Origin of the sequence: Streptomyces sp. NBC_01235, from assembly GCF_035989285.1 — a bacterium.
Classification (GTDB): Bacteria; Actinomycetota; Actinomycetes; order Streptomycetales; family Streptomycetaceae; genus Streptomyces.
On record NZ_CP108513.1, the window covers coordinates 3,128,266 to 3,147,435 of the forward strand.

17 protein-coding genes are annotated in these 19,170 nt (G+C 71.1%); 8 read left to right on the forward strand and 9 right to left on the reverse strand.

The window, feature by feature from the left end; genetic code table 11:
• Window positions 1-10: 10 nt before the first annotated feature.
• A complete protein-coding gene (locus OG289_RS13580; RefSeq protein ID WP_327314261.1) occupies window positions 11-952 on the reverse strand; it encodes a glycoside hydrolase family 16 protein in 942 nt (313 codons plus the stop codon).
• A gap of 225 nt (window positions 953-1,177) precedes the next feature.
• On the opposite strand from OG289_RS13580, the gene OG289_RS13585 reads away from it, so the two are divergent.
• The 3 genes from OG289_RS13585 to OG289_RS13595 are packed head-to-tail and all read left to right on the forward strand — an operon-like array spanning window position 1,178 to window position 3,934.
• The gene (locus OG289_RS13585; RefSeq protein ID WP_327314262.1) at window positions 1,178-2,101 is read left to right on the forward strand and encodes an ABC transporter ATP-binding protein; all 924 of its coding nucleotides are present in this window, start codon (window positions 1,178-1,180) and stop codon (window positions 2,099-2,101) included.
• A 50-nt stretch (window positions 2,102-2,151) separates the two neighbouring features.
• Complete coding sequence (locus OG289_RS13590) at window positions 2,152-2,868, forward strand: ABC transporter permease (RefSeq protein WP_327320668.1); 717 nt, start codon at window positions 2,152-2,154, stop codon at window positions 2,866-2,868.
• Between the two features lie 55 nt (window positions 2,869-2,923).
• Entirely contained in the window at window positions 2,924-3,934 is a 1,011-nt protein-coding gene (locus tag OG289_RS13595) for a COX15/CtaA family protein (RefSeq protein ID WP_327314263.1), read from the forward strand.
• 13 nt (window positions 3,935-3,947) lie between these two features.
• On the opposite strand, the gene OG289_RS13600 is transcribed toward OG289_RS13595, so the two are convergent.
• From OG289_RS13600 to OG289_RS13615, 4 genes are all read right to left on the reverse strand, one after another.
• Complete coding sequence (locus tag OG289_RS13600) at window positions 3,948-4,691, reverse strand: nucleotidyltransferase domain-containing protein (RefSeq protein WP_327314264.1); 744 nt, start codon at window positions 4,689-4,691, stop codon at window positions 3,948-3,950.
• An 18-nt stretch (window positions 4,692-4,709) separates the two neighbouring features.
• On the reverse strand, window positions 4,710-5,816 hold the full coding sequence (locus OG289_RS13605; protein ID WP_327314265.1) for an amidohydrolase family protein: 1,107 nt from the start codon (window positions 5,814-5,816) through the stop codon (window positions 4,710-4,712).
• Between the two features lie 111 nt (window positions 5,817-5,927).
• Window positions 5,928-6,284, reverse strand: a complete 357-nt coding sequence (locus tag OG289_RS13610; protein ID WP_327314266.1) for a hypothetical protein — start codon at window positions 6,282-6,284, stop codon at window positions 5,928-5,930.
• A 166-nt stretch (window positions 6,285-6,450) separates the two neighbouring features.
• Complete coding sequence (locus OG289_RS13615) at window positions 6,451-7,404, reverse strand: heme o synthase (RefSeq protein WP_327314267.1); 954 nt, start codon at window positions 7,402-7,404, stop codon at window positions 6,451-6,453.
• 355 nt (window positions 7,405-7,759) lie between these two features.
• Between OG289_RS13615 and tkt the strand changes: the two genes are divergently transcribed.
• From tkt to pgl, 5 genes are read left to right on the forward strand one after another with little or no spacing between them, the layout of a single operon-like run.
• Entirely contained in the window at window positions 7,760-9,847 is a 2,088-nt protein-coding gene (gene tkt / locus OG289_RS13620; protein ID WP_327314268.1) for a transketolase, read from the forward strand.
• Between the two features lie 33 nt (window positions 9,848-9,880).
• Window positions 9,881-10,999 carry a transaldolase gene (tal, locus tag OG289_RS13625; RefSeq protein WP_327314269.1) on the forward strand — a complete coding sequence of 373 codons (1,119 nt, stop codon included), beginning with the start codon at window positions 9,881-9,883 and terminating at the stop codon, window positions 10,997-10,999.
• Window positions 11,000-11,003: 4 nt separating this feature from the next.
• The gene (gene zwf, locus OG289_RS13630; RefSeq protein ID WP_327314270.1) at window positions 11,004-12,542 is read left to right on the forward strand and encodes a glucose-6-phosphate dehydrogenase; all 1,539 of its coding nucleotides are present in this window, start codon (window positions 11,004-11,006) and stop codon (window positions 12,540-12,542) included.
• Complete coding sequence (gene opcA, locus OG289_RS13635) at window positions 12,539-13,663, forward strand: glucose-6-phosphate dehydrogenase assembly protein OpcA (protein ID WP_327314271.1); 1,125 nt, start codon at window positions 12,539-12,541, stop codon at window positions 13,661-13,663. The genes zwf and opcA overlap by 4 nt, the downstream gene beginning before the upstream one ends.
• Entirely contained in the window at window positions 13,660-14,442 is a 783-nt protein-coding gene (pgl, locus tag OG289_RS13640; RefSeq protein ID WP_327314272.1) for a 6-phosphogluconolactonase, read from the forward strand. The genes opcA and pgl overlap by 4 nt, the downstream gene beginning before the upstream one ends.
• 30 nt (window positions 14,443-14,472) lie before the next feature.
• On the opposite strand, the gene OG289_RS13645 is transcribed toward pgl, so the two are convergent.
• The 4 genes from OG289_RS13645 to OG289_RS13660 all read right to left on the reverse strand — a co-directional run bounded on the left by OG289_RS13645 (window position 14,473) and on the right by OG289_RS13660 (window position 19,026).
• Window positions 14,473-15,393: a DUF3824 domain-containing protein gene (locus OG289_RS13645; RefSeq protein WP_327314273.1), complete on the reverse strand. Its 921-nt coding sequence runs from the start codon at window positions 15,391-15,393 to the stop codon at window positions 14,473-14,475.
• Between the two features lie 115 nt (window positions 15,394-15,508).
• Complete coding sequence (gene pgi / locus OG289_RS13650; protein WP_327314274.1) at window positions 15,509-17,194, reverse strand: glucose-6-phosphate isomerase; 1,686 nt, start codon at window positions 17,192-17,194, stop codon at window positions 15,509-15,511.
• 73 nt (window positions 17,195-17,267) lie between these two features.
• Entirely contained in the window at window positions 17,268-18,506 is a 1,239-nt protein-coding gene (locus OG289_RS13655; RefSeq protein ID WP_327314275.1) for an MFS transporter, read from the reverse strand.
• A gap of 184 nt (window positions 18,507-18,690) precedes the next feature.
• Window positions 18,691-19,026 carry an RNA polymerase-binding protein RbpA gene (locus OG289_RS13660; RefSeq protein WP_078615979.1) on the reverse strand — a complete coding sequence of 112 codons (336 nt, stop codon included), beginning with the start codon at window positions 19,024-19,026 and terminating at the stop codon, window positions 18,691-18,693.
• Window positions 19,027-19,170 lie beyond the last annotated feature (144 nt).

Genomic DNA, 19,170 nt, shown 5'->3' on the forward strand with positions numbered 1-19,170 from the left:
TGCGGGCGGCTCAGACGGTGTCCTGGAAGGTCACCCCCTGTGACCGGTAGTCGGCGACGGCGGTCTGCACGGCGGCCGGGGTGAGCACCTGGTCCTGGACGAAGTACACGTAGTCCACCTTCTGCTCGTAGGCTCGCGTCTTCCGGCTGTTGATCCCCAGCAGGTCGATCAGCCAGTGGTTGAAGCGGATGCTCATGGTCGACTCGGGAACGTAGGGCTCGCCGTGCGTGGCGAAGAGCCGGCCGTCGATGTAGTAGGTGATGGTGCCGCTGTCGACGGTGACGACCAGGTCGTGCCAGTCGTTGAAGCTCGCGCGCTCCTGGGTGGAGACGTTCTCCTCCTGGGGCGGGTTCTCCGAATACGTCTCCCAGGACGTGGCGAGCAGCGCGCTGGAGGGGATGCCCCATCCGCCGTTGGGCAGGTACTCGAAGTCGAGCTCGCTGTAGGCCGGGTCCAGTGGATGGTCGAGCGGCGAGATGGTGAAGAACGTCTGCACCATGTGGTCGCCGTCGGGCCCGATGGTGGGGACGTCGCTGAAGCGGACGCGTGCCGCGTAGGTGCCGTACAGGAACTTGCGCTGCTGGTAGATCTCGGTGTGCTCGGTGCCGGCCGCCGTGCCGTTGGTGCCGGAGCGCATCGTGATGACGGAGTTGCCGGAGGCGGTGGCGAAGGTGATGTTCTGCGGCTTCCATGTGGCGCCGGACACACCGGGCCCGCCCTGGCCGGAGCGCAGGGTCCAGCCGTGCTGGGTGAGCTGCTGATCCGTGGAGGAGAGGTAGTTGAAGTCGTCGAACAGCGCCGGACCGACGACGGCCCGCGCGGACCGGGCTCGCTGGTGGTCGGCGGCGGCGCTCGCCGGGCCGGGAAGGGCGGCGAGGGCCGCGCACATCATCGCGGAGGCGACGAGTCCGGCAGCGGCCCTCGTCCGGGAGAGCAAGGCGCGTCTGGTCATGTCTCAACTGCCTTTCTGCGGAAGGGAGAAGGCGTCCGCCGACCCGCCTTGGACGGGCCATCGCCAGTGAAGCACCGCCGGGTGGGCGGTATGGGAGGGATGCTGCCGGTTCACCCGAACGGACCGTGCGGGGCGGGAGCCGTGGGCCGCCCGTGAGGAGCGCCGCACCGGGGGACGGGCTACCCGCCGGTCACGGGCGGTGGGCGCGTACCTAGACTCGGGGCCATGCGAACTGAGCCTGTCGTCCGAGTTCAGGCCCTGGTGAAGCGGTACGGGACGAAGACGGCGGTGGACGGCCTCGACCTGACGGCCCGGCCGGGCGTCACCGCCGTCCTCGGACCCAACGGCGCCGGCAAGACGACCACGATCGAGACCTGCGAGGGGTACCGCAAGCCGGACTCCGGCACCGTGCGCGTCCTCGGCCTCGACCCGGTGAGACAGGCCTCCGACCTGCGCCCCCGGATCGGCGTGATGCTCCAGTCGGGGGGTGTGTACTCCGGTGCGCGGGCCGACGAGATGCTCCGGCACGTGGCCAAGCTGCACGCGCACCCGCTGGACGTCGACGCCCTCGTCGAGCGCCTCGGCCTCGGCTCCTGCGGCCGGACGACCTACCGGCGCCTCTCCGGCGGCCAGCAGCAGCGCCTCGCGCTGGCGATGGCCGTCGTCGGCCGCCCGGAGCTGGTGTTCCTGGACGAGCCGACGGCCGGCCTCGACCCGCAGGCCCGCCGCGCCACCTGGGACCTCGTCCGGGACCTGTGCGCGGACGGCGTCTCGGTCATCCTGACCACCCACCACATGGACGAGGCCGAGCAGCTCTGCGACGACGTCGCGATCATCGACGCGGGCCGGGTCATCGCCCAGGGCTCCCCCGAGGAGCTGTGCCGAGGCGGCGCCGAGAACACCCTGCGCTTCACCGGCCGCCCCGGTCTCGACGTGGGCTCCCTGCTCAAGGCCCTGCCCGCCGACAGCTCCGCCGCCGAGCTGACCCCGGGCTCCTACCGGGTCATGGGCAAGGTCGACCCGCAACTGCTGGCGACGGTCACGTCGTGGTGCGCCCAGCACGGGGTGATGCCGGACCGCATCTCGGTGGAGCGGCACACCCTGGAGGACGTCTTCCTGGAACTCACCGGCAAGGAGCTGCGCTCGTGACCGCCACCGGCACCTACACGCCGAACCCCGGGGCCGCCCCCCTCCCCCGCATGATCGGGACCCAGGCTGCGCTGGAGACGAAGATGCTTCTGCGCAACGGCGAGCAGCTGCTGCTCACCGTCGTGATCCCGACCCTCCTGCTGGTCCTGTTCGGCAGCGTGGACATCGTCGACACCGGTGCGGGCGAGGCCGTGGACTTCCTCACCCCCGGCATCCTCGCGCTCGCCGTGATGTCGACGGCCTTCACCGGCCAGGCCATCGCCACCGGCTTCGAACGCCGCTACGGCGTCCTGAAGCGGCTCGCCTCCTCCCCCCTCCCCCGCTGGGGCCTGATGACGGCGAAGACGCTGTCGGTCCTGGTCACGGAGGTCCTCCAGGTGATCCTGCTGACGGTGATCGCCTTCGCGCTGGGCTGGAACCCGCACGGGAACCCCGTGGCCGTCCTGCTGCTCCTGGTCCTCGGCACGGCCGCCTTCTCGGGCCTAGGCCTGCTGATGGCGGGCACCCTGAAGGCGGAGGCGACGCTGGCCGCGGCCAACCTGGTCTTCCTGCTGCTGCTGATGGGCGGCGGGGTGATCGTCCCGCTCGACAAGTTCCCGCCCGCCGCCCAGGACGTCCTCGGCCTGCTGCCCATCACGGCGCTCTCGGACGGCCTGCGGGACGTCCTCCAGCACGGCGCGGGCATGCCCTGGGCCGACCTGGGGATCCTGGCCCTCTGGGCGGTCGTCGGGCTCGCCGCGGCCGGCCGGTTCTTCCGCTGGGAGTGAGCGCGCGGGGGACACGGGGGACCCTCGTGAAAGCGTGCACAAGCGGCCGCCTACGATGGGACGCGTGCCAAACGTGACCCGTGCCGACGCCGTAGCCGCCGTGCGCAACCCCCTCGCCTTCATCGCCGAACGCTGGACCCCCACCCCCCGGACGGTTCAGCGGGCGGCCCTGTTCGCGCTCGTGATGTCGGTGGTCATCGTGGTCACCGGCGGTGCCGTCCGGCTCACGGGCTCCGGCCTGGGCTGCCCGACCTGGCCCAAGTGCACCGCCGACTCGCTCACCGCGACCAGCGCGATGGGCTTCCACGGCGCCATCGAGTTCGGCAACCGCATGCTGACGTACGTGCTGTGCGCGGCCGTCGGCTGGGCGATCATCGCCGCGCGCTCCGAGAAGCCCTACCGCCGGAGCCTGACCCGGCTGGGCTGGGCGCAGTTCTGGCTCGTGATGGGCAACGCGGTCCTCGGCGGCATCGTGGTGCTCGTCGGACTCAACCCGTACACGGTCGCGGCGCACTTCCTGCTGGCCTCGGCGCTCACCGCCGTCGCCACGCTGATGTGGCAGCGCACCCGGGAGGGTGACGGGGCGCCCCAGCCGCTGGTCGGCAGGTCCGTGCAGCAGCTGGTGTGGTTCCTGGTCGCCGCCTCGGCGCTGCTGATCGCCGTCGGCACGGTGGTCACCGGCTCCGGTCCGCACGCGGGTGACTCCAGCGAGGTCGAGCGGATGCCGCTGGACTGGGAGACGGTGAGCAAGCTGCACGCCGTGCTCGCCTGGATCGTCGTGACGCTGACCTTCGCCCTGTGGTTCGTCCTGAAGGCGGTCGACTCCCCCAAGGGCCCGCTGGACCGCGTCCGGGACCTGTTCCTGGTTCTCCTCGCCCAGGGCGTCATCGGCTACGTCCAGTACTTCACGGACCTCCCCGAGGCCCTGGTCGGCGTCCACATGCTCGGGTCCTGCCTGGTGTGGATCGCGGTGCTGCGCGTGCTGCTGGCGCTGCGCGAGCGCACCGACACGACGATCGGCCTGCCTGCCCCGGCGGCGGAGGCGACGGCCGACACACGCGCGTGAGTCCGTACGTCGCTCAGCCGTACGTCTTGACGAGCTCGTCGATCGCCGGCCCCAGGTAGGTCCGGGTCAGCTCGCCCCGGCGGTCGAGCCACTCCCCGTCCGGCTCCCCCGGCCGCTCGTAGCGGCGCCGCTCGATGTCCGCGACGACCTCCATGGGCGCCCCGAGCCCGGGCAGTGCGTCCAGCGCCTCCCGTTTGGACATCAGGCGGCCCTCCCGCAGCGTGGCGGTGGCGCGGGCGTACGTCAGCAGGCCCAGGTCGACCCAGACGTCCTGCCGCCACAGCCGCGCCTTGTCGACGTTCGGCCGCCAGAACTCCCGCTGGTCGCGGACGACGAACTCGGCCAGCTCCCGGTCCGTGACCGTCGGGAGCAGTTCCGCGGGCGACCGGCCGTGCAGCACCCGCCCGAACGCGTGCAGCTCGCGTCGGGTGACGGGCGTGACCGGCCGGCGCATCGCATGGCCGTGCGCCCAGGTGAGGTGGGATCTTCCGGTGTCCGCCGTCGTGTCGGGGGTCAGGTACGTGCAGTGCAGCCCGGCGGCGAGCGGCTCGGCGCGCAGCCGCCGGTGCAGCGCGACGACCCGCCGCACGGTGCCCGGGGTCGTCGGGGACTCCATCACCGCGACGAGGTCCAGGTCGCTGCGGCCCTCCTGGTAGTCGCCCCCGGCGAGCGAGCCGTGCGCCCAGACGGCGACGGGGGCCAGGGGCGACAGGGCGGCCAGGAAGCGGTTCAGTAACGCGTCGGTAAGGCTGGTCACCCGGACAGTCTGTACACCTCAGCCCAGCCCGTACACCCTGCGTGCGTTCCCCGCCGCGATCAGTCCCGCCACCCGCTGCGCGTCCGCCGGCGACCACGCCCCCTCCTCGACCCAGGTGCCCAGCACCCGCTCCAGGGCCACGCGGAACAGGCTCGCCCCGACCACGTGCAGCTCGGGCAGCCCCTGGGCGCCGCTGGAGAAGAGGATCTTGCCGAAGGGGGCGAGTTCCAGGATCTCCGCGAGGATCGTCGCGGCGCGGGCGCCGGTGCGCACCAGGGCCGCCCCGGAGTCGGCGTACACGTGCGGGAAGACGCCGGCCAGGTGGGCGGCGTGACGGTGGTAGGGGTAGCCGTGCAGCAGGACGAGGTCGGTGCCGAGGCCGGCCGTCGCGCGGACGAAGTCGGTGAGCAGCACGGGGTCGGTGCGGTCGATGCGCGCCCCCGGCGCCCCGAGCCCCGCGTGCAGTTGCAGGGGCAGTCCCGAGGCGACGGCGATCCACAGCAGGTGCCGCAGCAGCACCGGGTCGCTCAGCTCACCGCCGACCCGGCGCTCGGCGAGCCAGCGGCCCGCCGCGCCCCGTACCTCCCCCGGCCCGGGCGGCTCGGGCGCGAGCGCGAGGCCGTGCCGGATGCCCGCGACGGAGGTGAAGGCCACGGCGTTCGCGGCGGACGTGTGCACCGCCTCGGCGAGGTTGGCGAGGAAGGACTCGACGGTGCCGGAGGTGTCGGCGACCTGTTCGGCGAGGAGTTCCAGGCGCACGATCTCGCGGGCCTCGGCGGCGCCCGCGGAGGCCAGCTCGCCCGGTCCGGTGAGGTCGCCGGGCAGGCCCGTGTCGACCAGGTACGTGGTGATGCCGCTGCCGCGCAGCAGCCGGCGGCCCGCTTCCAGTACGCCGAGTTCACGACGCCGGGCGAGATAACGGGCGGGCGGTGAGTGCGGTTCCAGGCCGAGCAGCGGGGGGCACCAGCGGCGTACCGCGAACCCCGTCTGGGTGTCGAAGAGCGTCGTACCCGGGGCGGGCGGGCCCTCGGTACGGGCCAGCTGGGCCTCGAAGGTGCCGAGACCCAGCTCCGTTCTCAGGACGCCGTGGCAGTACTGGTCCACCAAGGACGGCGTTTCGATCATCCGGACTCCCGGGGCTGGACCTCGTGCTCCTGAGGTCCTAACGGGTGAACCGGGTGTCAGGTGTTGCGTGAGATGTCGCTCGGTCGTGGGAAATCGGTCGTGGGAAAGCGGTCAGCCGTTCTTCGGTCCGCCGACCTGGATGCCCGCCATCCGCGTCCACTCGTAGGGCCCCGTGCGCACCTTCGCCGCGAACTCGCCGTCGAAGGACTCGTGGGCGGTGATCCCGGCCTTCTCGACGGCCTGCTCGGCGATGGCGACCGAGGGGGCCACGAGGTCGCCCCAGCCGCCGTCCTCGCCGACGAGGACGATGCGGGCGCCGCGCTCGCCGATGTACGCGACCTGGCTCTCGGCCCCGCCGTGTTCCTTGGAGAAGGCGCTGATCTGCTTGGCCAGCCGGGCCGCTCGGCGCTCGGCCTTGGCCGTCTGCTTGGCGTCGGTGCCCTCGTCAACCTGCTTGCTGTCTGCCATGACGAGGATGCTACCGACGGGTAGGTGCTGCAGCGACCGGCGGGCTGCGTGGCCTTGGCCACTAGGCCGCCCGGCTTCCGCCGACGGTCGACTGCGGGTTGTCCGTGCCGGTCGCGCCCACGCGGCGGAGCCGCAGGTCGATACAGCCCCGCGCCTCTTGGGGGGCTCAGCGCAGGAAGGGGTCCACCGCGACCGCCACGAACAGCAGCGACACATAGGTGATGGACCAGTGGAACAGCCGCATCTCCTTCAGCTTCCCGCCCGTCACCTCCGCCTTCGCGCGGGTCTGCAGCGCGTGCGCCTCCCACAGCCACCAGCCGCCGGCCGCCAGCGCGACCGAGGTGTAGAACCAGCCGGTGTAGCCCAGCGGCTGCAGGAGCAGCGAGACGGCGACCATCACCCAGCTGTACAGGACGATCTGCCTGGCGACGGTCTTGTTGGAGGCGACGACCGGCAGCATCGGCACACCCACGCGCGCGTAGTCGTCCTTGACCTTCATCGACAGCGGCCAGTAGTGCGGCGGCGTCCAGAAGAACATGACGAGGAAGAGGACGACCGGGGCCCACGACACGGAGTCGGTGACGGCCGACCAGCCGATCAGCACCGGCATGCAGCCGGCGATGCCGCCCCACACGATGTTCTGCGAGGTACGGCGCTTGAGGATCATCGTGTAGACGACGACGTAGAAGAGGAGCGCACCGAGGGCGAGCCAGGCCGACAGCCAGTTGACGGTCAGGCCGAACAGGAGTGTCGAGACCACCGCGAGGGTGATACCGAAGGCGAGACATTCACGCGGGCTGACCATCCCGGTGACCAGCGGGCGCTGCGAGGTGCGGTCCATCAGCGCGTCGATGTCGCGGTCGATGTACATGTTCAGCGCGTTGGCGCCGCCCGCGGAGAGGTAGCCGCCGAGGCAGGTCAGCAGCACCAGGCCGAGGTCCGGAACGCCCTGCTGCGCCAGGAACATCACCGGGACGGTGGTGATCAGCAGCAGCTCGATGATCCGCGGCTTGGTCAGCGCCACGAACGCCTTGACCCGGGCCCCGAGCGGCCGCCGGCTCGGGCTCTGGCTCGTCCCGATAATCCCCACTGGACGGGATTCAACGGCCGTCACGCACACCCCTGACAGAGACTCCCAGCGAGCCTCCCCATGTGAATACGAGGTAAAGGCTCGCGCGTACCACGCCACTGTAGACGTTGCCCATACCCCGTTATTCGCGGGGGTGGGGTCGTGTTGGACAGCGCTGCCGGAAGAGCCGAGCACCACTCTGTTGAGCACTCGTACGAGCGGCTCCGTATTCACTTGCCGAACAGGAAACACACCGGTCGGGAGGCGGATCCCGAAGAGTCCCGGCAGTCTGGAATGACTCGAAAAAATGCACGTTCGCACGGGGGTAGGCTCGACAACGGCCGGTGGGCGCCGCGTGCACCGGCATTCGACATGCGTGACATGTGGAGAGGAGCCCTGACCCAGGGTGAGCACCAAGCCGACCACCACAGACCTCGAGTGGACCGAGTTGGACCAGCGGGCCGTGGACACCGCCCGCGTCCTGGCCGCCGATGCCGTACAGAAGGTCGGTAACGGCCATCCGGGTACGGCGATGAGCCTGGCGCCTGCCGCGTACACCCTCTTCCAGAAGGTGATGCGGCACGACCCGGCGGACGCCGACTGGGTGGGCCGCGACCGGTTCGTGCTGTCCGCGGGCCACTCGTCCCTGACCCTCTACACCCAGCTGTACCTGGCCGGCTTCGGCCTGGAGCTGGAGGACCTGAAGTCGTTCCGCACGTGGGGTTCGAAGACGCCGGGTCACCCGGAGTACGGCCACACCACGGGCGTCGAGACGACGACCGGCCCGCTCGGCCAGGGTGTCGCCAACGCGGTGGGCATGGCGATGGCCGCCCGTTACGAGCGCGGTCTGTTCGACCCGGAGGCCCCGGCCGGCGAGTCGCCGTTCGACCACTTCGTCTACGCGATCGCCGGTGACGGCTGTCTTCAGGAGGGCATCTCCGCGGAGGCGTCCTCGCTGGCCGGTCACCAGAAGCTCGGCAACCTGATCCTGCTGTGGGACGACAACCACATCTCGATCGAGGGCGACACCGAGACGGCCGTCTCCGAGGACACCGCCAAGCGCTACGAGGCGTACGGCTGGCACGTGCAGCGCGTCGCGCCGAAGCCGGACGGCGACCTCGACCCGCACGCCCTCTACAACGCGATCGAGGCCGCGAAGCAGGTGACGGACAAGCCGTCCTTCATCGCGATGCGCTCGATCATCGCCTGGCCCGCGCCGAACGCGCAGAACACCGAGGCCGCGCACGGCTCGGCGCTCGGCGACGACGAGGTCGCGGCCACCAAGCGCGTCCTGGGCTTCGACCCGGAGCAGACCTTCGAGGTCGCCGACGAGGTCATCGGGCACGCCCGGCAGGCGCTGGAGCGGGGCGCGCAGGCGAAGGCGGAGTGGGAGAAGTCCTTCCAGCTGTGGCGTGACAACAACCCCGAGCGGGCCGCCGAGTTCGACCGGATCGCCGCGGGCGAGCTGCCGGCCGGCTGGGAGGAGCAGCTCCCGGTCTTCGAGCCCGGCAAGTCCGTCGCCACGCGTGCCGCGTCCGGCAAGGTGCTCCAGTCGCTCGGCGCGGTGATCCCGGAGCTGTGGGGCGGCTCCGCCGACCTCGCGGGCTCGAACAACACGACGATCGACAAGACGTCGTCGTTCCTCCCGGCGGACAACCCGCTGCCGGAGGCCGACCCCTACGGGCGCACGATCCACTTCGGTATCCGCGAGCACTCGATGGCCGCGGAGATGAACGGCATCGCCCTGCACGGCAACACCCGTATCTACGGCGGCACCTTCCTGGTGTTCTCCGACTACATGCGCAACGCCGTGCGTCTGTCCGCCCTGATGCACGTGCCGGTGACGTACGTGTGGACGCACGACTCCATCGGTCTCGGCGAGGACGGCCCGACGCACCAGCCGGTCGAGCACCTGGCCTCGCTGCGCGCGATCCCGGGCCTGAACATCGTCCGCCCGGCCGACGCCAACGAGACGGCGATCGCCTGGCGCGAGATCCTCAGGCGCTGGACGAAGGTCTTCGGCAAGGGCGCGCCGCACGGTCTGATCCTCACCCGCCAGGGCGTGCCGACGTACGAGCCCGACGAGGACGCCGCCAAGGGCGGTTACGTCCTGCTCGAGGCCTCCACGGGGACGCCCGAGGTGATCCTCATCGCCACCGGTTCCGAGGTGCACGTGGCCGTCGAGGCACGCGAGCGGCTGGAGGCCGACGGGGTGCCGACGCGAGTCGTGTCCATGCCGTCCGTGGAGTGGTTCGAGGAGCAGGACCAGGGGTACCGGGACAGCGTCCTGCCCCCGTCCGTCAAGGCCCGGGTCTCGGTCGAGGCGGGCATCGGTCTCACCTGGCACAAGTACGTCGGGGACGCCGGTCGCATCGTTTCCCTGGAGCACTTCGGTGCTTCCGCCGACGGCAAGGTCCTCTTCCAGGAGTACGGCTTCACTGCCGAGAACGTGGCCGCGCAGGCCCGGGAATCTCTCACCGCCGCCCAGCGCTGACGCTCACATACGACACGTAGGAGATGTAATTCCATGACAGACGCACTCAAGCGCCTCTCCGAGGAAGGCGTGGCGATCTGGCTGGACGACCTGTCGCGCAAGCGGATCACGTCCGGCAACCTCGCCGAACTGATCGACCAGCAGCACGTCGTGGGCGTCACCACCAACCCGTCGATCTTCCAGAAGGCGATCAGCAGCGGGGACGGCTACGAGCAGCAGCTCTCCGACCTCGCCGCCCGCAAGGTCACCGTCGAAGAGGCCATCCGCATGATCACGACGGCGGACGTCCGTGACGCCGCCGACATCCTGCGCCCGGTCTTCGACGCCACCGGCGGCCAGGACGGCCGGGTCTCGATCGAGGTCGACCCGCGCCTGGCGCACCACACCGAGCCGACGGTCGCCGAGGCCAAGCAGCTCGCCTGGCTGGTCGACCGCCCCAACACGCTGATCAAGATCCCGGCCACCAAGGCGGGTCTGCCGGCGATCACCGAGGTCATCGGCAACGGCATCAGCGTCAACGTCACGCTGATCTTCTCGCTGGAGCGCTACCGCGAGGTCATGGACGCCTACCTGGCGGGCCTGGAGAAGGCGCAGGCCAAGGGCCTGGACCTGTCCCTGATCCACTCCGTGGCGTCCTTCTTCGTGTCCCGCGTGGACACCGAGATCGACAAGCGGCTCGACGCGCTCGGCACCGCCGAGGCCAAGGCCGCCCGCGGCAAGGCCGGCGTCGCCAACGCCCGCCTCGCCTACCAGGCGTACGAGGAGGTCTTCGCGGGGGACCGCTGGAGCGCCCTGGAGAAGGCGGGCGCCAACAAGCAGCGTCCGCTGTGGGCCTCCACCGGTGTGAAGGACCCCGCGTACAAGGACACCCTGTACGTGGACGACCTGGTGGCGCCGAACACGGTCAACACCATGCCGGAGGCGACCCTGTTCGCCACCGAGGACCACGGGCAGATCACCGGGGACGCCGTCGCCGGCACCTACGAGCAGGCCCGCGCCGAGCTCGACGCCGTCGAGAAGCTCGGGATCGCCTACGCCGACGTGGTGCAGCTGCTGGAGGACGAGGGCGTCGAGAAGTTCGAGGCGTCCTGGAACGACCTGCTCAAGTCGACCGAGGCGGAGCTGGAACGCCTCGCCCCTTCGGAGGGCTGATTCCTTGTCACCCCTTTCCGGTTCCGGAGCGAACCCGCTTCGTGACCCCGCAGACCGACGGCTCCCGCGTATCGCGGGGCCGTCGGGCCTGGTCATCTTCGGCGTCACGGGCGATTTGTCCCGGAAGAAGCTCATGCCCGCCGTGTACGACCTCGCCAACCGGGGTCTGCTGCCGCCGGGCTTCTCACTGGTCGGGTTCGCCCGCCGCGAGTGGGAACACGAGGACTTCGCACAGGAGGTCCACGACGCCGTCAAGGAGCACGCCCGCACGCCCTTCCGCGAGGAGGTCTGGCAGCAGCTCGTCCAGGGCATGCGCTTCGTGCAGGGCACCTTCGACGACGACGAAGCGTTCGAGCGCCTGCGCGCCACGATCGAGGAGCTCGACAAGGCACAGGGCACGGGCGGCAACTTCGCCTTCTACCTCTCCGTGCCGCCGTCCGCCTTCCCGGTGGTCATCCAGCAGCTGAAGAAGCACGGCCTGGCCGACCAGTCGCGCGGCTCCTGGCGGCGCGCGGTCATCGAGAAGCCCTTCGGCCACGACCTGAAGTCGGCCGAGGACCTCAACGCGACGGTCGAGGACGTCTTCGCCCCGGACCAGGTCTTCCGCATCGACCATTACCTGGGCAAGGAGACCGTCCAGAACATCCTGGCGCTGCGGTTCGCCAACACGATGTTCGAGCCGATCTGGAACCGGTCCTTCGTGGACCACGTGCAGATCACCATGGCCGAGGACATCGGCATCGGCGGCCGGGCCGGCTACTACGACGGCATCGGCGCCGCCCGTGACGTCATCCAGAACCACCTGCTCCAGCTCATGGCACTGACCGCGATGGAGGAGCCCGCCTCCTTCGACGCGGACGCGCTGGCAGCCGAGAAGACCAAGGTGCTCGGCGCGGTCCGGCTGCCGAAGGACCTGGGCCGCGACACCGTGCGCGGCCAGTACGCGGCCGGCTGGCAGGGCGGCGAGAAGGCCGTCGGCTACCTCCAGGAAGACGGCATCGACCCCAAGTCGAAGACCGACACCTACGCCGCCATCAAGGTGGAGGTCGACAACCGCCGCTGGGCGGGCGTCCCCTTCTACCTGCGCACCGGCAAGCGCCTCGGCCGCCGGGTCACCGAGATCGCGGTCGTCTTCCAGCGGGCCCCGCACTCCCCCTTCGACCACTCGGCGACGGAGGAGCTCGGCAAGAACGCGATCGTCATCCGCGTCCAGCCCGACGAGGGCGTCACCGTCCGCTTCGGCTCGAAGGTGCCCGGCACCTCCATGGAGATCCGGGACGTGTCGATGGACTTCGCCTACGGCGAGTCCTTCACGGAATCCTCGCCCGAGGCGTACGAGCGCCTCATCCTCGACGTGCTGCTGGGCGACTCGAACCTCTTCCCCCGCACGGAAGAGGTCGAGCTGTCCTGGAAGATCCTCGACCCGATCGAGCAGTACTGGGACAAGCACGGCAAGCCCGCGCAGTACCCGTCGGGCACGTGGGGGCCCGTCGAGGCCGACGAGATGCTCGAGCGAGACGGACGGAGCTGGCGCCGGCCATGAAGATAGACCTCACGGACACCACGGCCAGCAAGATCAACAAGGCGTTGGTGCAGGGCCGCCGGGCCATCGGCACACCCGCCGTCGGCATGGTGCTCACCCTCGTCGTCGTGACGGACGAGGAGAACGCCTACGACGCCCTGAAGGCCGCGAACGACGCGTCGCACGAGCACCCCTCGCGCACGCTCGTGGTCATCAAGCGCGTCTCGCGTTCCCCCCGGGGCCGTACCCAGTCCCGCCTCGACGCCGAGGTACGGGTCGGCGCGGACGCGGGCACCGGCGAGACGGTCATCCTGCGGCTGTACGGCGAGGTCGCCGACCACGCCCAGTCGGTCGTCCTGCCGCTGCTGCTGCCGGACGCGCCGGTGGTGGTCTGGTGGTCGGTGGACGCCCCGCGCGACCCGGCGGGCGACCCGCTGGGCGCCCTGGGCCAGCGCCGGGTCACCGACAGCTACGCGGCGGAGAAGCCCGTGGGCGAACTGCGGGCCCGCGCCGAGAGCTACGAACCGGGCGACACCGACCTGGCATGGGCCCGGATCACCCCGTGGCGCTCGATGCTGGCCGCCGCTCTCGACCAGGTCAGCGCCGAGATCGTCTCCGCCGAGGTGGCGGGCGAGGAGTCCAACCCGAGCGTCGAACTGCTCGCCATGTGGCTCGCCGACCGGCTCCATGTGCACGTCCGGCGCGCGATCTCCGCAGGTCCCGGCCTGACCCAGGTACGGATGGAGACGACCGGCGGCCCGATCACACTGCACCGCTCGGACGGCGCGATGGCCACGCTGGCGCTGCCGGGCCAGCCGGACCGCGCGGTGGCGCTCAAGCGCCGCGAGACGTCCGAACTGCTCGCGGAGGAGCTGCGCAGGCTCGACCCCGACGACACGTACGCGTCCGCGCTGCGGTTCGGCGTGGACCGGCTGGGCGGTATCCAGTCGGCCGCGGAGCGGGTCGAGGCGGCGGCCTCTCAGCCCGTGCCGTCCCTCCCGGTCCGCGCGGTGCCGGACCCGACGGCCGCGGGCCGGACGTCCGCGCCGGCTCAGGCGCCCGCCGCCCCGGCGGGGCAGGGGGAGGCAGACCGGCCCACTCCGGCACAGATGCCCCCGGTCAGGAAAGCGGATTCGCCGTGAGCACTCCCCAGCTGGTCGTGCACCGCGACAAGGAGCTGATGGCGCAGGCCGCCGCGGCCCGCCTCATCACGAAGATCGTTGACGCGCAGGCCTCCCGGGGCCATGCGTCCGTGGTCCTCACGGGCGGGCGCAACGGCAACGGCCTGCTGGCCGCGCTGGCCGCCGCGCCCGCCCGCGACGCCGTCGACTGGAGCCGGCTCGACCTGTGGTGGGGCGACGAGCGCTTCCTGCCCGAGGGCGACCCGGAGCGCAACGTCACGCAGGCCCGTGAGGCCCTGCTGGACTCCGTCCCCGTGGACCCGAAGCGCGTGCACGCCATGCCCGCGTCCGACGGCCCGTACGGCGCCGACGTGGAGGCCGCCGCGGAGGCCTACGCCCAGGAGCTGGCCCACGCGGCCGGCCCCGAGAACCACGGCGCGGTGCCCACCTTCGACGTCCTGATGCTGGGCGTCGGCCCGGACACCCACGTGGCCTCGCTCTTCCCTGAGCTGCCGGCCGTGCGGGAGACCGAGCGCACGGTGGTCGGCGTGCACGGCGCGCCCAAGCCGCCGCCGACCCGGGTCACCCTCACCCTCCCGGCGATCCGGTCGGCCCGCGAGGTGTGGCTGCTCGCGGCCGGCGAGGACAAGGCGCAGGCCGCGGCGATCGCCCTGTCCGGCGCGGGCGAGATCCAGGCCCCGGCGGCGGGTGCTCAGGGCCGCGCCCGCACCCTGTGGCTCCTGGACACGGCGGCGGCCTCCCGGCTCCCCAGGTCGCTGTACCCGCCGGCGTCTCCCTGACCCGGACAGCTCTCCACGGAACCCGTACGGTCAACCGCCGTACGGGTTCTGTCCGTTGTAGGGCGGGTGGGCGCCGTAGGGGTGCTGCGGCGGGGCGTACGGCGAGTGGGGCGCACCCTGGTAGTACGGGTTGCCCTGGGGATACGCAGGGCCCGGGCCCTGCGCGTACGGATTGCCCTGCGGGTGGGGGTGCCCCTGCGCGGGAATGCGGGGCAGGGTGGCCGGGTGGGCGGCCAGCCGGATGCCGTACCGCCGCTTGAGACGGCGCATTTCCAGCAGGGCGATCCCGGTGACCGTCACCGGTGCGCCCAGGATGAAGACGATGCCCATGGTGAGGCTCAGGCCGTGCAGATCACCGGTGACGAGGTCGGGGACGGCCATCAGCCAGGTCGTCACCGTGGCGAGCAGCGGCGGCAGACAGCGGTGCACGGCTGCCGAACCGAAGAAGTTCCCCGAGAGCCGGACGGCGCCCGCCATCACGAAGACGGCCATCCAGAGGCCCCCGAGGGAGAGCAGCAGCCTGGGAACCAGGCCGGCCATCTCGCTCGACTGGAAGATCCCCACGGTCACGAGGACACAGCCGACGAAGAGCAGCAGCAGCTTGAGCGAGTCGAGGAGCGGCACCTTCAACTGCCGTACGGTGCCGGTGCGCCGCCAGACGAAGAGCATCACGCCGACCGTCAGCGGCGTGAGGAAGAACAGGACGACGGAGGCGATCGCCGTGTTCTCCAGCATCTCCTCGAAGGCGAAGCCGCCCTCGATGAAGGTGTAGACGCCGAGGGCCGCGGCCGCCCCGGCGAAGACGCGCACCCGCTTGAGCCACTCCACCGTCGGATCGACCGCCTCCGGTATCCACGCCGGGTGGAACACCGCCCACGCCACATGATGGGGCTTCAGAAAGGACCGGACGGTCAGCGTGCCACCGGTCCAACTCCTGCGTGGACTGCTCACGTTGCTCTCCCCCGAGAGATCGGTCTCATGATCGCCCGGGAGTCTACGGGAAGCGGACGGCCACGCGCCGCCCGCTTCCCTCATGCCTCGCGCCGCTCCCCCGCATCCGGTGCGGCTAACGGCCGCGCAGCTCCCGGTACTTGGCGACCAGGGCCTTGGTGGACGCGTCCAGGCCCGGCACCTGCGCGCCCTCGGTCAGGGCGGGTTCGACGCGCTTGGCGAGGACCTTGCCGAGCTCCACGCCCCACTGGTCGAAGGAGTCGATGTTCCACACCGCGCCCTGCACGAACACCTTGTGCTCGTAGAGCGCGACGAGCTGGCCGAGGACGGAGGGAGTCAGCTCACGGGCGAGGATCGTGGTCGTGGGGTGGTCGCCCTTGAACGTCTTGTGCGCCACCAGCTCCTCCGGCACTCCCTCCGCGCGCACCTCCTCGGGCGTCTTGCCGAAGGCCAGTGCCTGGGTCTGCGCGAAGAAGTTCGCCATCAGCAGGTCGTGCTGGGCGCTGAGCTCGTCGCTCAGCTCGGCGACCGGCTCGGCGAAGCCGATGAAGTCGGCCGGGATGAGCTTCGTGCCCTGGTGGATCAACTGGTAGTAGGCGTGCTGCCCGTTGGTGCCCGGCGTGCCCCAGACGACCGGGCCGGTCTGCCAGTCGACCTCCTTGCCGTCGCGGCCGACGTACTTGCCGTTGGACTCCATGTCCAGCTGCTGCAGGTAGGCGGCGAACTTGGACAGGTAGTGGCTGTAGGGCAGCACGGCGTGCGACTGCGCGTCGTGGAAGTTGCCGTACCAGATGCCCAACAGACCCAGCAGCAGCGGCACGTTGGACTCGGCCGGCGCGGTGCGGAAGTGCTCGTCGACGAGGTGGAAGCCGTCGAGCATCTCGCGGAAGCGGTCCGGCCCGATGGCGATCATCAGCGACAGGCCGATGGCCGAGTCGTAGGAGTAGCGGCCACCGACCCAGTCCCAGAACTCGAACATGTTGGCCGTGTCGATGCCGAAGTCGGCGACCTTCTCGGCGTTCGTCGACAGGGCGACGAAGTGCCGGGCGACGGCCGGCTCTCCCCCACTCCCGACTTCGCTCGAGCGGGAGGTGCCCCCATCCAGCGCGTCCAGGAGCCAGGTGCGGGCCGAGGTCGCGTTGGTGATCGTCTCGATGGTGGTGAACGTCTTGGACGCGATGATGAACAGCGTCTCGGCCGGGTCCAGGTCGCGGGTGGCCTCGTGCAGGTCGGCGCCGTCCACGTTCGACACGAAGCGGACCGTGAGGTCGCGGTCGGTGTAGCTGCGCAGCACCTCGTAGGCCATGGCCGGGCCGAGGTCGGAGCCGCCGATGCCGATGTTGATCACGTTCCTGATGCGCCGGCCGGTGTGGCCCGTCCAGGCGCCGGAGCGGACACGTTCGGCGAAGTCGGCCATCTTGTCGAGGACGGCGTGCACCGCCGGGACGACGTTCTCCCCGTCGACCTCGATCACCGCGTCGCGCGGGGCGCGCAGGGCGGTGTGCAGCACCGCGCGGTCCTCGGTGGTGTTGATCTTCTCGCCGCGGAACATGGCGTCCCTGAGGCCGAAGACGTCACCGGCGGCGGCCAGCTCGCGCAGCAGCCGCAGCGTCTCGTCGGTGACGAGGTGCTTGGAGTAGTCGATGTGCAGGTCCCCGACCTGCAGCGTGTATCCGGCGCCGCGCTCGGGGTCTGCGGCGAAGAGCTCCCGCAGCCGCACCTCGCCGAGTTCCTCGCGGTGTTTGGCCAGAGCGGTCCACTCGGGCGTCTGGTTGAGCCTCGTACGGCCGTCTGCGTTCATGTCGGACTTCAGCCCTTCCTCACCTGTCCGTGCTGTTCAGCACGCCTTGCCCCGCCGCTCCCAACCTAGTTGATCAGGGGGTGACGTGAGCGGACGTGCCACTGTCCCGCGGGGCAACAACAGGTACGTCCGCCTTGCCCGCGGGTATCAACGCGGCGACGGCGAGTGCGAAGAGCAGGGCCGCCAGCAGTGCGGGCGCGTTGAGCCCGAAGGCCCGGGCCGCCGCTCCGCCGAGCAGGGCGCCCACGGGGGCGCCGGAGGTGGAGGCCGTGCGGAAGGCGGAGGCGATGCGGCCCACCATGGACGCCGGGCTGCGCTGCTGCATCAGCGTGACCTGGTTGACGTTCCACACCATGTTCATGAGGCCGAGCAGCAGCATGCCCGCGAGCAGGGCGCCGAGGTGCCGCACGGTGCCCATGAGCAGCAGCGCCGCCGTCTGGACGCTTCCGCCGAGCAGCAGGGCCCTGGCCCTGCCGACGCGGCGCGCGACACGCTGGGCGAGGAAGCCGCCGGCCAGACTGCCGAGCGCGTACACCGTCATCGCGGCGGCGAACTCGGTGTTGCCCGCGTGCAGCCAGCGCGTCACGTGCAGGACCAGGGTGGCGATCAGGGCGCCCATGCCGATGTTGCACAGCAGGGTGGCCAGGCAGATCGGCCGCAGGACGCGGTCCCGCCACAGGTGGCGCAGGCCTTCGCCGATCTCCGCCCGCAGGGTGCTGCCGGCGGGGCGTGGCGCCCGCTCGGGCGGCCCTGTCCGCAGGGAGGCCACCAGAGCGGCGGCCAGCAGATAGGTGCCCGCGTCGGCGGCGAACGGCATGAAGGCGCCGACGCCGAGCAGCAGCGGCACGAACGGGCCGGCCAGCAGGCCGCCCGCCAGCTGTTGGCCGGTCATCAGGCGGGCGTTGGCCCCGCCGAGGGCCTCGGTGTCCACCAGGGAGGGCAGCAGGGCCGTGGAGGCGTTGTCGAAGAGCGTCTGAAGGCTGGTCAGCAGGAAGGCGAGGGCGAGCAGCAGGGGGATGGAGGCATGGCCGAGGCCCACGGCGAGCGCGAAGGCGGCGACGAGCAGGCCGCGCACGGTGTCCACGGCCCACATCGCGCGTCGCTGGTCCACCCGGTCGGCGACTGCCCCGCCGAGCAGCCCGAACAACAGCCACGGAAGGTAGGCGCAGGCGGTCACCGAGGCGATGACCAGCGGCTCGTCCGTCAGCTGCACGGCGAGCAGGGGCAGCGCGGTCGTCCGCAGCGCGTCCCCGAACCGCGAGACCACGGCGGCGCTCCACAGCCGCCCGAACCCCCCGCGCCACGTGGGCACGCGCGCACCCACCGCATCGACCGCCGCCACAACTCCCCCTCACGGTTCGCCGGTTCGCCGCAGACGCGAGAACCGCTACAAGAACCGTAGAGGGCACCACTGACAATCGGCCCGCGGCGGGGAGCCGCCTGAGCGCGAAACAGCTCCGGCCAGGCGCCCTGAGGCGCCCGGCCGGTCTCATTTTCTAGATCTCGCCCCGCAGTTTGGCGAGCGCCTCGGCGAGGATCGCCTCGCCGTCCGCGTCGCTGCGCCGCTCCCGCACATAGGCGAGGTGCGTCTTGTAGGGCTCGGTGCGCGGCGGGTCCGGGGGGTTGTCCCGGTCCTGTCCGGCGGGAAAGCCGCAGCGCGGGCAGTCCCAGGTCTCGGGAACCTGCGCGTCGCTGGCGAAGCTGGGCACCGTCTCGTGTCCGTTGGAGCACCAGAAGGAGATGCGCAGACGCGGCGCGGACTCGCCCCGCTCGGCCTCGCCCATCGGCCCCGCCCCGACCCGGCTTCCTCGGATCGCGTTGCCACTTGCCACGGTCGTAACTCCCTGCGTGATGGTGCCGCAAAGCGAGTCGGCGTTTCGCTTCGCTGCGAGCGCCTCAGTCTACGTAAGGCCCAACGCGCGTCCAGTGATTGGAGTTACAGCTCCCACACCTAGACGCAAGCCCCATGATAGGCC